Source organism: Streptomyces lacrimifluminis, assembly GCF_014646095.1.
GTDB lineage: Bacteria > Actinomycetota > Actinomycetes > Streptomycetales > Streptomycetaceae > Streptomyces > Streptomyces lacrimifluminis.
On sequence record NZ_BMMU01000001.1, the window covers coordinates 226874 to 239544 of the forward strand.

Sequence of the window (12671 nt, forward strand, 5' to 3'; positions counted from 1 at the left end):
GGTTTTGCGCGAGGAGGAACCATGTTCCGCAGCGAGTACGCAGACGTCCAACCCGTCGATCTCCCCATCCACGAGGCGGTGTTGGGCCGGGCCGCCGAGTTCGGCGACGCGCCCGCCCTCGTCGACGGCGTCGACGGGACCACGCTCACGTACGACCAACTGGACCGTTTCCACCGGCGGATGGCCGCCGGGCTCGCCGAGGCGGGCGTCGGCAAGGGTGATGTCCTCGCCCTGCACAGCCCGAACACCATCGCCTTCCCGACCGCCTTCTACGCCGCCACGCGCGCGGGTGCCACCGTGACGACCGTGCACCCGCTCGCCACCGCCGAGGAGTTCGCGGGGCAGCTGCGCGACTCGGGCGCCGACTGGATCGTCACCGTCTCACCGCTCCTGGAGGCGGCCCGGGAGGCGGCCGAACGGGCGGGCGGCGTACGGGAGATCCTCGTCTGCGACAGCGCGCCGGGGCACCGCTCGCTCATCGACATGCTCGCCTCGGCCGCGCCCGAACCGGAGATCGACATCGACCCGGCGGAGGACGTGGCGGCCCTTCCGTACTCCTCCGGGACGACCGGTGTCCCCAAGGGGGTGATGCTCACGCACCGGTCCATCGCCACGAACCTCGAACAGCTCGCGCAGTGCGTCTCGGTGGCACCCGGCGACCGCATCCTGGCCGTTCTGCCGTTCTTCCACATCTACGGCCTGACCGCTCTCATGAACATGCCCCTGAAGCAGGGTGCCACCGTCATCGTCCTGCCCCGCTTCGACCTCGACACGTTCCTCGCCGCCATCGAGAAGCACCGCATCACCGGCCTGTTCGTGGCCCCGCCGATCGTCCTCGCCCTGGCGAAGCACCCGGCGGTCGCGAACCACGACCTGTCGTCCCTGAAGTACCTCATCAGCTCCGCCGCTCCCCTGGACGCGGCACTCGCCGCCGCCTGCTCGAAGCGGCTCGGCCTGCCGCCGGTCGGCCAGGCGTACGGCATGACGGAACTGTCCCCGGGCACCCACATCGTTCCCCTGGACGACATGGGCACCGCCCCTCCCGGGACGGTCGGCAGGCTACTCCCGAACACCGAGATGCGGATCCTCTCCCTCGACGACCCGGATCCCGACGCGGACGCGGACGCCGACGACGGCGCGGCCGGCGAGATCGCCATCCGCGGCCCCCAGGTGATGAAGGGGTATCTCAAGAACCCCGACGCGACGGCCGCGATGATCGACGCCGACGGCTGGCTGCACACCGGGGACGTCGGCCGCGTCGACGCCGACGGCTGGCTGTTCGTCGTGGACCGGGTGAAGGAGCTCATCAAGTACAAGGGCTTCCAGGTGGCCCCCGCCGAACTCGAAGCCCTGCTCCTCACGCATCCCGGGATCGCCGACGCGGCCGTCATCGGCGTCTACAACGAGGACAACAACGAGGTCCCGCACGCGTACGTGGTCCGCCAGCCGTCCGCCACCGACCTCTCCGAAGGAGAGGTCATGATGTACGTCGCCGAGCGCGTCGCCCCGTACAAGCGTGTCCGGCACGTCACCTTCGTCGACGGCGTACCGAGGGCCGCCTCGGGCAAGATCCTGCGCCGCCAGCTGAGGGAACCGAGGGAGAAGACGTGACACCGGCAGTCGTCGCCACGCGCGCGCTTGGCATCGCCACGCTCACCCTGGACGCGCCCGCGACCCGCAACGCCCTGTCCGCGCACCTCGTGCGGGATCTGGCGGACGCGCTCACGGACTGCGGCAAGGACCCGGCCGTACGCGCGGTCGTCCTCACCCACACCGGGAACACGTTCTGCGCGGGTGCGGACCTGAAGCAGCCGCCCGACCCGGCGGCCTTCGTCGGTCTGCTCCGGCAACTGCTGGAGCTGCCGAAACCGGTGGTCGCACGGGTGACCGGCCATGTACGGGCGGGCGGTCTCGGCCTGCTGGGCGCGTGCGACCTCGCGATCGGTGGTCCGGGGGCGTCCTTCGCGTTCACGGAGGTACGGATCGGCGTCGCGCCCGCCGTCATCTCGATGCCGCTGCTGCCACGCCTCGCCCCGCGTGCCGCCGCCCGCCACTACCTCACCGGCGCCCGCTTCGACGCAGTGGAGGCTGCCCGTACCGGCCTTCTCACGGAGGCGGCCGAGGACGTCGACGCGGCCCTGGAGCCGGTCCTCGACGGGCTGCGCAGGGCGGCGCCGGGCGCCCTGGCGGAGACGAAGCGGCTGCTCACGGCTAAGGTGCTGGAGATCTTCGACCGGGACACCACCGAGCTGACCGCCCTGTCGGCACGGCTGTTCGCCTCCGCCGAGGCCCGCGAGGGGATGACGGCCTTCCTCGAACGACGGGACCCGGCATGGACGTTGTAGCGCGCGAAGCGAAGCGTGAGGCAGCACGCGCGTCACGTCGCGAACCGAAGCAGGACCGCAGCCGGGCCACCCGCAGGCGGCTGCTGGAGGCCGCCGTGGCCTGCCTCGCCGAACACGGCTGGGCCGGCTCCACGGTCTCCGTCGTCGCCGAACGCGCCGGCGTCTCCCGGGGCGCCGCCCAGCACCACTTCCCGACCCGCGAGGACCTGTTCACGGCCGCCGTCGAGTACGTCGCCGAGGAGCGCTCCACCGCCCTGCGCGCCCTCTTCCCCGAGGGCGCCGCCGACCGCCGCGCGGTGGTCGCGGCCCTGGTCGACCTCTACACCGGCCCCCTCTTCCGCGCCGCCCTCCACCTCTGGGTGGCCGCCTCGAACGAGGAGCAACTGCGCCCGCGCGTCACCGAGCTGGAGGCCCGCGTGGGCCGCGAGACCCACCGCATCGCGGTGGACCTGCTGGACGCCGACGAGTCCCGTCCGGGTGTACGGGAGACCGTCCAGGGACTGCTGGACATGTCCCGGGGTCTGGGCCTGGCGAACCTGCTCACCGACGACGGCGGACGCAGGGACCGGGTGGTGGCCCAGTGGGCGACCCTGCTGGACGAGACCCTGGACCGCCCGGCACCGTGACCCGGCGGTGTCCGGCCGTCAGGGGCTGAGCCGCTCCACGCGCCAGCTCCCGTCCGCCTCCGCCGCGTACCGCAGCCGGTCGTGCAGCCGGTTCTCGCGCCCCTGCCAGAACTCCACCGTCTCCGGTGCCACCCGGTACCCGCCCCAGTTCGGCGGCACCGGCACCTGCTCGCCCTCCGGATAGCGGGCGGCCAACTCGGCGTACGCGGCTTCGAGTTCGTCCCGGGAGCGGATCACCGAGGACTGCTCGCTGGCCCAGGCGCCGAGCTGGGAGCCGTGCGGCCGGGTGCGGAAGTAGGCGGCGGTCTCGTCGCGTCCCGTACGGCGTGCGACGCCCGTGACGACGACCTGGCGGGCCAGCGGCAGCCAGGGGAACAGCAGCGAGACGTACGGATTGGCGGCCAGGTCGAGGCCTTTGCGGGAGCCGTAGTTGGTGAAGAAGACGAAGCCCTGCCCGTCGTACTGCTTCAGCAGCACGGTGCGGGAGGAGGGCCGCCCGTCGGCGTCGGCCGTGGACACGACCATGGCGTTGGGTTCGACGAGCCCGGCCTCCTCGGCGGCCTGCCGGAACCAGCGCGCGAACTGCTCCATGGGACCGTCGGCCAGCTCGCCCTCGGCGAGACCGTCGGCGCGGTACTGCTTGCGCATCGAGGCGGGGTCGAGGGGGACGGCGTGGTGGCGGTCGGTCACACAGTCATCTTGCCGTATCGGCGACGTCACTGAGTGGCACTGAGTGCCGCAAGGGCTCCCCAAAGGTGGCACTCGGGGATATCGTGCTGTTGCCGTCCGATTGAACGACCGATCGAACGGGGCATCACCAGGGTGACCGTTTCGGACCGCGAGCAGTGTGGAAATGGCCGTGGAACCGAACCGGACACACAGAATTTCGCGCACCCGGGCCACCCAGCCGCACACCCGGAGCCGCAGCCAGCACCCGTCCCAGCATCTGTCGCACACATCAAGAGGAGCCGCCTGATGTCCGACTTCGTACCCGGACTAGAGGGAGTAGTCGCTTTCGAGACGGAGATCGCCGAACCGGACAAGGAGGGCGGCGCACTCCGGTACCGGGGCGTCGACATCGAGGACCTGGTCGGCCACGTCTCCTTCGGCAACGTCTGGGGCCTCCTCGTCGACGGCGCCTTCAACCCCGGACTGCCGCCCGCGGAGCCGTTCCCGATCCCGGTCCACTCCGGCGACATCCGGGTGGACGTCCAGTCGGCGCTGGCGATGCTCGCGCCCGTCTGGGGCCTGCGCCCGCTCCTCGACATCGACGAGCAGACGGCCCGCGACGACCTGGCCCGCGCAGCCGTGATGGCTCTCTCCTACGTCGCCCAGTCGGCGCGCGGCCAGGGCAACGCCATGGTCCCGCAGCGCGAGATCGACAAGGCGCAGTCCGTCGTCGAGCGCTTCATGATCCGCTGGCGCGGCGAACCGGACCCGAAACACGTGGCCGCGGTGGACGCCTACTGGACGAGCGCGGCCGAGCACGGCATGAACGCGTCCACGTTCACGGCCCGGGTGATCGCGTCGACGGGCGCGGACGTGGCGGCTGCCCTGTCGGGCGCGGTCGGGGCGATGAGCGGCCCCCTGCACGGAGGCGCCCCCTCCCGGGTCCTCGGCATGATCGAGGAGATCGAACGCACGGGCGACGCGGACGCGTTCGTGAAGCAGGCCCTGGACAAGGGCGAACGTCTGATGGGCTTCGGCCACCGTGTCTACCGGGCCGAGGACCCACGCGCGCGCGTGCTGCGCCGCACGGCCCGTGAGCTGGGCGCCCCGCGCTTCGAGATCGCCGAGGCCCTGGAGAAGGCCGCGCTGGCGGAGCTGCACGCCCGCCGCCCGGACCGGGTACTGGCGACGAACGTCGAGTTCTGGGCGGCGATCGTCCTGGACTTCGCCGAGGTCCCGGCCCACATGTTCACGTCCATGTTCACGTGCGCCCGCACGGCCGGCTGGTCCGCCCACATCCTGGAGCAGAAGCGCACCGGCAGGCTCGTACGCCCGTCGGCCCGCTACGTCGGCCCCGGCACCCGGGACCCGCGCGAGATCGAGGGGTTCGAGGGCATCGCCCGCTGAGGCCGTCACCCGGTCGAGGCGCTGCCGACGTACGCCCTGACCGGGCAGGACGGCCGGTACGACCGACTGCGGCCCGCTCCGATAACGTGTCCCGCCCGGACGAGGGGAGACACGGCACATGGTGGTCGGGGCGGGGAACGGACGGCACGGGTCGGTCCAGGTGACGTTGCTGGTGGCGGCCCTTGCGGCGCTTGCGGGCTGCTCGGAAGCGCCGGACGGCGGCGCGGGGCCGAAGGCGAGCGCGAGCGCCTCGGCGACGGCGGCCGGGACCGGCGTCAGCGGCGGCGGCAGCATCGGAGCCGCCGGTTCGGCCTGCGAGCTTCCCGTCACCTTCGACATCGCCGAGGACTGGACGGCGGAAGCGGTCGAGGCGTCTCTCCGCCAGGGCCCGGTGTCCCTCGCCTGCGAGGTGGACGCCAAGCCCGCCGGGCACATCGGCTACCTGCGTGCCTGGACAGCCGGTCCGGGCGACGCCGACGCGCGCACGGTGCTGGAGGCCTTCGTCGCCGCCGAGGAAGGAGCCGGCAAGGCGAGGTACGGCACGTTCGCGGCGGGCGGCCTCACCGGCGCCGAGGTGGAGTACGTCTACCAGAGCGAGTTCGACGATGCCCCGAAGAAAGAGCGTGCCCTCGCCGTCACGACCCCGCGCGGTCCGGTCGTCGTCCACCTCGGAGGGCTGGACACCGAGGAACACGAGGCGATGCTCCCGGCCTACGAACTCGCCAAGCGAACCCTGAGGACCGAAGAGGCCTGAGGGCCGAAGAACTCTGAGGCCCGAAGGAACCTGCGCCCTGAACGCAGACGACCCGCGAACTCGGTCCCTCTGGACGAGGGGCCGGCCGGACGTACCGGCGAGCTCGCGGGTCGGGTGACTGCGTTGGATTCGGCCGGCTGCGTGTCAGTCGCCCACGCCGGTCCGGCACCGCATTGAACGTGGTGGCGAGCCGCTAGCCCGCAGCCACCTCACGCGTCCGGGTTTCACTCATGTACCCGATCACCTCCCATCATGTGTAAGCCACACCCTAGGAAGCGATCGGCCGCCCATCAACCTATTTTCCGAGAGGCTGGGACGCGGACGACGGAGACGTCGGAGACGACCCGGACGCCTGGGACGGGTGTCAGGCGGGCGTCCCGAACTGGATGCCCCGGCCGTTGGTGGCCAGATAGACCATGCCGGGAATGCGTGGGTCCCCGGTGATGGCCTGACCGATCCAACCCCACTGGTGCTGGTCGTCGTTGATGCGCCGCCAGGTCTTCGCGGCGTCGTCGGAGCGGTAGACGCCGGTGACGCCTCCCACGGTGGCGACGTGGTAGACCGAGAGGTAGGAGGCGCCTTCGGCAGCCGCGCCGAAGCCGAGCGTGAACGAGGCCTGGCAGCTCGTGACCTTCGCGAAGGAACTGCCGCCGTTGGTGGACCGGAACAGTCCGTTGCCCTTGGTGCTGAGCCACAGGTCTCCGGAGCGTCCCGGCGCCGCGGCCAGCTGGTATCCGGCGTCGCCCGAGGGGAGTCCGGTGGCCCGGGCGGCGAACGTCAGACCCTTGTCGGTGCTGGCGAACAGCTTTCCGGTGGCGGTGTCGAACGCGTACAGGACCTTCGGGTCGACCGGGTCCGCCACCGGTGTGGCCCCGGCGGGGAACGAGGAGACCACCGACCAGGTGGCCCCGTTGTCCGTGGAACGCTGCGTCGCGTGCTTCGTGCCGTCCCAGTGGACGAAGGACCACACCAGCACGCCGCCGTCCGCGGTGGTGGCGATCGGCCCCGGTGCCTCCTTGGCGTCGGCGGGCTGGGACTTGAAGGGCGCCCAGGTCTGTCCGCCGTCGTTCGAGAAGGCGCCGTTGCCGTTGTCACCCGTGCCCGTGCGGACCACGTAGGACGGCTTGTTCGCGGCCTGCGCGAGGCCCGCCGCCGTGGTGAAGAGGGGGTTGGCCGCCAGGCCGCCGGCCGGAGACACCGTGAGCCGGTCGTGGTAGAGCGCGCCGATGTCCCGTGAGCCGCTGAGCAGGTGTGCCTGGCCGGTCGGCGGCGAGATCAGGAAGAGCACCGACGTCTCCTCCAGGCCACGGATCTGCGGGGCCCAGTTCTTCAGGTCGCGGGTGCCGTAGAGGGTGGCGCCGGTGCCGTAGACGATGTGCTGGGAGTCGAACGGGTCGATGGCGACCATCTGGATCCACCAGCCGAACGTCGGCGCGGCCTTGCCCCACTTGAGGTAGGGGGTCTCCGAGACGTCGATGGCCGCCGTGTCCCCGAGGGAGGTCCAGGTCCGGCCCCCGTCGGTGGTGCGGAACAGGGTGTCACCCGCCGACCAGCGGTTGTTGGTGGAGACGACGACGGTGCCGGTGCGCTGGGGGTCGACAGCGGCCCCGCCGTATCCGAAGCCGGCGGGCTTCTCCGGGGTGACATCGGTCCACGTACCGGTGGTGGTGGCCAGTTTGTGCACGCTGCCGTTGGACTGACCGTTGGGGCCGGGAGCGTTGGCGTACGTCACGTACAGCTCCTTGGCGCGGCTGTCGTACGCGGCCCGCATCGGCATCTTGGCCGCGGGCCCGGCCGGCTGCCCGGGGACGGGTACCCACGTGGTGCCGTCGGTGGTGCTGTACAGGGTGGTCGCGGTCGCGGAGCCGTCGCCGTCACCCCAGCCGGCGTACACCGTGCGCTCGGCGGCGACGAGGACGGTGACGCCCTGGCCGGAGGCGCTGGGCTTGGGCGGGAAGCCCGTCGCGGTGTTCCAGGTGGCGCCCCGGTCCGTCGACTTGAGGAGGCCGTCGTGCCGGGTGCCCAGCCACAGGGTGTCACTGTCGCGCGGGTCCAGGAGGAGGCGCTCGCCCGTGCCCCGGCCGTCCTCGTTGGAGCCGAGCTTCACCTTGAGGTCGGTACGGGTCCAGGTGGCCCCGCGGTCGTCGGAGCGCAGGAACGCGCCGTTGTCCGCCCAGGTCTGGGAGTAGGTGCCGAGGGCGAGGTAGAGGCGGTTCGGCCGGGCCGGGTCGATGGCCAGGGACTCGACGCCGAGGAGGTTCTGGTCGGCCTGGCTGACCCAGTCCAGCAGCGGGATCCAGCGGGCCGCACCGTCGTCCCAGCGGTAGGCGCCGCCCATGTCGGTTCGGGCGTAGGCGAGTCCCTTCACGGCGGGGTGGAACACCACACCGGTGACGAATCCGGTGCCGCCGATGAACACGTTGCGCCACTCGTAGGGCGCCGCCGCGGCGGAACCGATCGCCGATTCCATGGCCTGGGAACGGCCCTGGAGGGAGGGGAGACCGACGAGTGCGGCGGTGGCCGCCGTACCGGCGAGAACGGTACGCCGACTCAGATCGGACGCATGCATGACATACCTCAATCTGTGGAGCTGAGGGGGAGGTTGAGCCACGGTGCGGTCGTGATCGACTCACACGATGATCACTCCACGCCATTGTGCATGCGCTCTCTGTAGCTGACTGTCTGGTTGCGCCAAAGGTGGTGCGTGTTGTCGGCCCTCATCGGGCCGGTGTGCGCACCATGAACACGTCCACCGCGTCCTCGCTCTCGACCGTGAACCCGTGCCGCTCGTACAGCCGTCGGGCCGGGCTGCCCTGGAGCACGTTCAGCCGGACAGGGGCGCTCTGGTCGTCGCACCGTTCGAGGAGTGCGCGCAGGACGCCCGAACCGATGCCGGCGCCCTGCCTGCGCGGGTCGAGATAGAAGTGCTCCAGCCAGTGGGCGTCCTCGGCCGGGCGCAGCGCCACGCAGCCCGCGAACTCCCCACCCACCTCGATCACCCAGGTGTGGTTCGCCCCGAACCCGTCCCGGAACCGCTGCCGGACGCGCTGCCCGTCGTACCGCCCGAGGCGTTCCAGATCCGCCCGCATCACCACGGCGCGCAGGTCGGCCACCGCCTCGACGTCCGACGCCGTCGCCGGCCGTATGTCCCAGTCCGCCATGATCGGCACGCTACCCGGCCGGGCGCACGGCCCGCCGCCCCTGATGGGCCGGACATTCCGGACGGTCGGTTTGGTCCGGCGACTGTGGGGCAGGAGGGGCTTGTTCCCGGACTACGGTGAATTTCCGCCGAACAACGATTTCCTGCGAACTTGGGGGAACTCGATGTGTGCTGTGTCACGTTCGAGTTGAATGATGGTGAGTGAGCGAACCGTCGCGCAGTACGTGCGGACGCGGCCTGCAGGGGGTCCAGGTGAGTGCTTCCCGGCGTAGTGGGACCACCGACGAGCTGGGGCCGGACGAGCCCGGAAGGGACGGCCCGGAAGGCTCGGACGGCGGTGGGTTCGACCTGCTCGCCGCCCTTCTCGACGGCATGGACGCCGCCCTGTGCGCCTTCGACGTCGACGGAGTGGTCACCCACTGGAACCGGGAGGCCGAGCGGATTCTCGGGTGGACGGCCGCCGAGGCCGTCGGGCGCCACGGGTTCGCCGGATGGGCGGTGCGCAAGGCCGACGCCGAGGAGATCGAGGGGCGGCTGCTGTCCGCGATGCACGCCCCGGGGCGCCAGGTGCACGAGTTCGCGCTGCTGACCAAGGACGGCGGGCGGGTGCTCGTCCGGACCCAGTCCGCCGCCGTGCGCGGTCCCGACGGCAAGCCCGCCGGGCTGTACTGCGCGTTCAGCGAGGTGCACGCTCAGATAGACCTGGAGCGGTCGATCGCGCTGAGCGAGGCCCTGTTCGAGGACGCCAGCTGGGGTGTCGTGCTCGTCGACGTCGATCTGCGGCCCGCCGTCGTCAACGCGCACGCCGCCCGGTCGCTCGGCACCGGCCGTACCGCTGTGCTCGGGCGGCCCCTCGGCGAGCTGCTCGCGCAGGGTGTCGAGGAGCTGGAGAGCGCGCTGACGCACGTCCTCGCCGAGGGCGCGCCGCCCGCGCCCGCCGAGATGTGGGTGAGCGTGCGGACGTCCGAGGGCGAGAAGCGGCGCTGCTGGCGGAGCGGGTTCCTGCGGCTGGCCTCGCCGCTCACCGAGGAACCGGTTCCGCTCGGGGTCGGTTGGCTGTTCCAGGACATCACCGAGAGCAAGCAGGTCGAGCAGGAGGCGGCTCAGCTGCGCTTCCGCACCCACCAGCTGCACCGCGCCGCACGGGCCGCCGCCGAGTGCGAGGACCCCGCCGAGGCCGCGACCGTGCACCTGGACTTCGCCCTCGCCGGCTTCGCCGACCACGCGCTCATCGACCGGATCGCCGTCATCGGCGGCGAGGCTGCCGACGGTACGGCGGACGACGGGGACGGTCCGGTCCGGCTGGTCCGCGCCGCCGCCACACCCTCCGGGGCGCCGGGGCCCAGCGTCCTCGCCGGCCACGCCGGACTCCCGGTGCGCTACGGCGAGGGACACCCGGCCGTGCAGTGCGTCGAGCGGGCCGGGTCCGTGCGGGCGAGCGCCGGGTCGTACGCCGCCGAGCAGGCCCGCGAGTGGGCCGTCCAGCGCCGATGGCCGCCCGACTCGGTCCACGCACTGTGCGCGGCGCTGCGCAGCCGGGGGCGCACCCTGGGCGTCGTGACGTTTCTGCGGGGCACCGGGCGAAGCCCGTTCGAGCGCACGGACGCGATGTACGCGGAGGACGTCGCCACCCGGATCGCGACGGCCCTGGACCTGGCCGGGCTCAGAGGGCAGGACCTCGACAGGTAGCCCCGAAAGGGGCGCGGGGAACTGCGCGACCGGCCACGGACCGGCCGGCAGGTTTCGTATCCGCCGATCCCCCGGTCCCCGCCGATCCCGCGGAGCGCTCAGCGCTCGTAGAAGATGCGGTCGCCGTACTGCTTCAGGATGCGGGCGTTCCAGTCGTGGCCGCCGTCCACGTTGCCGGAGCGCAGCAGTGGTGGCTCGATGCCCCGTTCCGCCAGGATGCCCGCCGCCGTCGCCATGACCGACTGGAGCAGCGCCGAGGTGACGACCGTCGAGGCGGGGGCGAAGGGCGCCGGGATGGTGTCGAGGGTGAGTTCGGCGTCGCCGGGGGCGATCTTCGAGTCCAGCACGACGTCGCAGTGGTCCTTGAGGAAGGTGCCGGAGGTGTTCCGGGGCGTTGTCTCCGTCGCGTACGCCACCGAGGTCACGCCGATGACCTTCACGCCGAGGGCACGCGCGTGCAGCGCCATCTCCACCGGGAGGGCGTTGCGGCCGGAGAGGGAGATGATCACGAGGACGTCGCCTGCGCGCAGCGGTGACGTGTCCAGGACGGCCGTGGCCAGACCGTCGACGCGTTCCAGGGCGGAGCCCAGGGTGGCCGGCATGACGTCGACGCCGACGACGCCGGGGACGGCCAGCAGGTTCATCAGGGCGAGGCCGCCCGCGCGGTAGACGAGGTCCTGCGCGGCGAGCGAGGAGTGCCCGGCGCCGAAGGCGAACAGGCGCCCATCGGCGGCCACGGTGTCGGCGATGAGCGTGCCGGCGGCTCTCACGGCGTCCGCCTCCTCGTCGCGCACCCGCCGCAACAGCCCGATCGAGGCGTCGAGGAACTCCCCGGCCAGTTGTCCGGACCGCTGTCCGGCCGGCTTGCTGTCGCTCGTTTCCGGCATGTCCGTGGCCCCTCGGAGGTTCGAAGCGTCTGCGTCGCCGATCACGGTGAGGTCTGGACCACTGCCCTGTCAACAGCGCGACGAACCGTTACCGCGCCCGCCGCCGTACCCTCGGTGAAACGTGCTGTCTACCCGGCCGCGAGCATCTGTAACCGTGTGGTTCCCACGCGGCGGCACGGTTGTCGGTGGTATGCGTCAGAATTGAAGCCAGGGCCAGCGCACGCGCCGGAGCCGTCGAGCCTCCGGCACATCTCATCAAGGGGCACGAATGTCCGGACTGATCGATACGACGGAGATGTATCTCCGCACCATCCTCGAGCTGGAGGAGGAAGGTGTGGTCCCCATGCGCGCCCGGATCGCCGAGCGGCTGGACCAGAGCGGCCCGACGGTCAGCCAGACCGTGGCCCGGATGGAGCGCGACGGTCTGGTGGCGGTCGCCAGCGACCGGCACCTGGAACTCACGGACGAGGGCCGCCGCCTGGCCACCCGCGTCATGCGCAAGCACCGCCTCGCGGAGTGCCTGCTCGTCGATGTGATCGGGCTGGAGTGGGAGCAGGTCCACGCGGAGGCGTGTCGCTGGGAGCACGTGATGAGCGAGGCGGTGGAACGCCGGGTCCTCGAACTCCTGCGCCACCCCACCGAGTCGCCCTACGGCAACCCGATCCCGGGCCTGGAGGAGCTGGGCGAGAAGGACGGCGCCGACCCCTTCCTCCACGAGGGCATGGTCTCGCTGGCCGACCTCGACCCGGGGCTGGACGGCAAGACGGTCGTCGTACGGCGGATCGGCGAGCCCATCCAGACGGACGCGCAGCTGATGTACACGCTGCGCCGCGCGGGTGTGCAGCCCGGTTCGGTGGTGAGCGTGACGGAGTCGCCCGGCGGGGTGCTGGTCGGCAGCGGCGGCGAGGCGGCCGAGCTGGAGGCGGACGTGGCCTCGCACGTGTTCGTGGCGAAGCGCTGACCGGGCGCCCGCCGCGCCACCGGTCGCCGCACCGTCAACTCCTCTGACCGGCGAGGAACTTGCCATGTCCTGGGATCCGCGCGGTTCCAGGGCGCCAATCCAAGATTCAGTGTGCGGAATCGCAGCGCCCGGCCCTTTCGCGTGCCACGCTGTCGCGAGAGGCATATGACGTG

At 71.8% G+C, this 12671-nt stretch carries 11 protein-coding genes; 7 read left to right on the top strand and 4 right to left on the bottom strand.

Features of this window, described 5'->3' with window-relative positions:
• The first annotated feature begins 21 nt into the window (after positions 1 to 21).
• From IEY89_RS01135 to IEY89_RS01145, 3 genes are read left to right on the top strand one after another with little or no spacing between them, the layout of a single operon-like run.
• The gene (locus IEY89_RS01135) at positions 22 to 1611 is read left to right on the top strand and encodes a 4-coumarate--CoA ligase family protein (protein WP_189145297.1); all 1590 of its coding nucleotides are present in this window, start codon (positions 22 to 24) and stop codon (positions 1609 to 1611) included.
• Complete coding sequence (locus tag IEY89_RS01140; RefSeq protein ID WP_189145298.1) at positions 1608 to 2345, top strand: enoyl-CoA hydratase family protein; 738 nt, start codon at positions 1608 to 1610, stop codon at positions 2343 to 2345. The genes IEY89_RS01135 and IEY89_RS01140 overlap by 4 nt, the downstream gene beginning before the upstream one ends.
• Complete coding sequence (locus tag IEY89_RS01145; RefSeq protein WP_189145299.1) at positions 2333 to 2971, top strand: TetR/AcrR family transcriptional regulator; 639 nt, start codon at positions 2333 to 2335, stop codon at positions 2969 to 2971. Before IEY89_RS01140 ends, IEY89_RS01145 begins: the two co-directional genes overlap by 13 nt.
• Before the next feature lie 18 nt (positions 2972 to 2989).
• Here IEY89_RS01145 and pdxH read toward each other — a convergent pair whose 3' ends face one another.
• Positions 2990 to 3661 carry a pyridoxamine 5'-phosphate oxidase gene (gene pdxH, locus IEY89_RS01150; protein WP_189145300.1) on the bottom strand — a complete coding sequence of 224 codons (672 nt, stop codon included), beginning with the start codon at positions 3659 to 3661 and terminating at the stop codon, positions 2990 to 2992.
• A gap of 285 nt (positions 3662 to 3946) precedes the next feature.
• On the opposite strand from pdxH, the gene IEY89_RS01155 reads away from it, so the two are divergent.
• Complete coding sequence (locus IEY89_RS01155) at positions 3947 to 5047, top strand: citrate synthase 2 (protein ID WP_189145301.1); 1101 nt, start codon at positions 3947 to 3949, stop codon at positions 5045 to 5047.
• Positions 5048 to 5165: 118 nt separating this feature from the next.
• The gene (locus IEY89_RS01160) at positions 5166 to 5801 is read left to right on the top strand and encodes a lipoprotein (RefSeq protein WP_189145302.1); all 636 of its coding nucleotides are present in this window, start codon (positions 5166 to 5168) and stop codon (positions 5799 to 5801) included.
• Positions 5802 to 6165: 364 nt separating this feature from the next.
• On the opposite strand, the gene IEY89_RS01165 is transcribed toward IEY89_RS01160, so the two are convergent.
• Complete coding sequence (locus IEY89_RS01165; RefSeq protein WP_189145303.1) at positions 6166 to 8370, bottom strand: WD40/YVTN/BNR-like repeat-containing protein; 2205 nt, start codon at positions 8368 to 8370, stop codon at positions 6166 to 6168.
• 148 nt (positions 8371 to 8518) lie between these two features.
• The gene (locus tag IEY89_RS01170) at positions 8519 to 8962 is read right to left on the bottom strand and encodes a GNAT family N-acetyltransferase (protein WP_189145304.1); all 444 of its coding nucleotides are present in this window, start codon (positions 8960 to 8962) and stop codon (positions 8519 to 8521) included.
• Between the two features lie 251 nt (positions 8963 to 9213).
• Here IEY89_RS01170 and IEY89_RS01175 point away from each other — a divergent pair, with 251 nt between their 5' ends.
• On the top strand, positions 9214 to 10650 hold the full coding sequence (locus IEY89_RS01175; RefSeq protein ID WP_189145305.1) for a PAS domain S-box protein: 1437 nt from the start codon (positions 9214 to 9216) through the stop codon (positions 10648 to 10650).
• Between the two features lie 98 nt (positions 10651 to 10748).
• Here IEY89_RS01175 and IEY89_RS01180 read toward each other — a convergent pair whose 3' ends face one another.
• The gene (locus tag IEY89_RS01180; RefSeq protein ID WP_189145306.1) at positions 10749 to 11537 is read right to left on the bottom strand and encodes an SIS domain-containing protein; all 789 of its coding nucleotides are present in this window, start codon (positions 11535 to 11537) and stop codon (positions 10749 to 10751) included.
• Positions 11538 to 11805: 268 nt separating this feature from the next.
• Here IEY89_RS01180 and IEY89_RS01185 point away from each other — a divergent pair, with 268 nt between their 5' ends.
• Positions 11806 to 12498, top strand: coding sequence for an iron-dependent transcriptional repressor DtxR (locus IEY89_RS01185; protein WP_189145307.1), 693 nt, complete (start codon positions 11806 to 11808; stop codon positions 12496 to 12498).
• The last annotated feature ends 173 nt before the right edge of the window (positions 12499 to 12671 follow it).

Bases quoted from the DNA above. Each gene is read 5' to 3' on its own strand.
- IEY89_RS01135 (WP_189145297.1), top strand. From the start codon at position 22: ATGTTCCGCAGCGAGTACGCAGACGTCCAACCCGTCGATCTCCCCATC.
- IEY89_RS01145 (WP_189145299.1), top strand. From the start codon at position 2,333: ATGGACGTTGTAGCGCGCGAAGCGAAGCGTGAGGCAGCACGCGCGTCA.
- IEY89_RS01155 (WP_189145301.1), top strand. From the start codon at position 3,947: ATGTCCGACTTCGTACCCGGACTAGAGGGAGTAGTCGCTTTCGAGACG.
- IEY89_RS01160 (WP_189145302.1), top strand. From the start codon at position 5,166: ATGGTGGTCGGGGCGGGGAACGGACGGCACGGGTCGGTCCAGGTGACG.
- IEY89_RS01165 (WP_189145303.1), bottom strand. From the start codon at position 8,370: ATGCATGCGTCCGATCTGAGTCGGCGTACCGTTCTCGCCGGTACGGCG.
- IEY89_RS01170 (WP_189145304.1), bottom strand. From the start codon at position 8,962: ATGGCGGACTGGGACATACGGCCGGCGACGGCGTCGGACGTCGAGGCG.
- IEY89_RS01180 (WP_189145306.1), bottom strand. From the start codon at position 11,537: ATGCCGGAAACGAGCGACAGCAAGCCGGCCGGACAGCGGTCCGGACAA.
- IEY89_RS01185 (WP_189145307.1), top strand. From the start codon at position 11,806: ATGTCCGGACTGATCGATACGACGGAGATGTATCTCCGCACCATCCTC.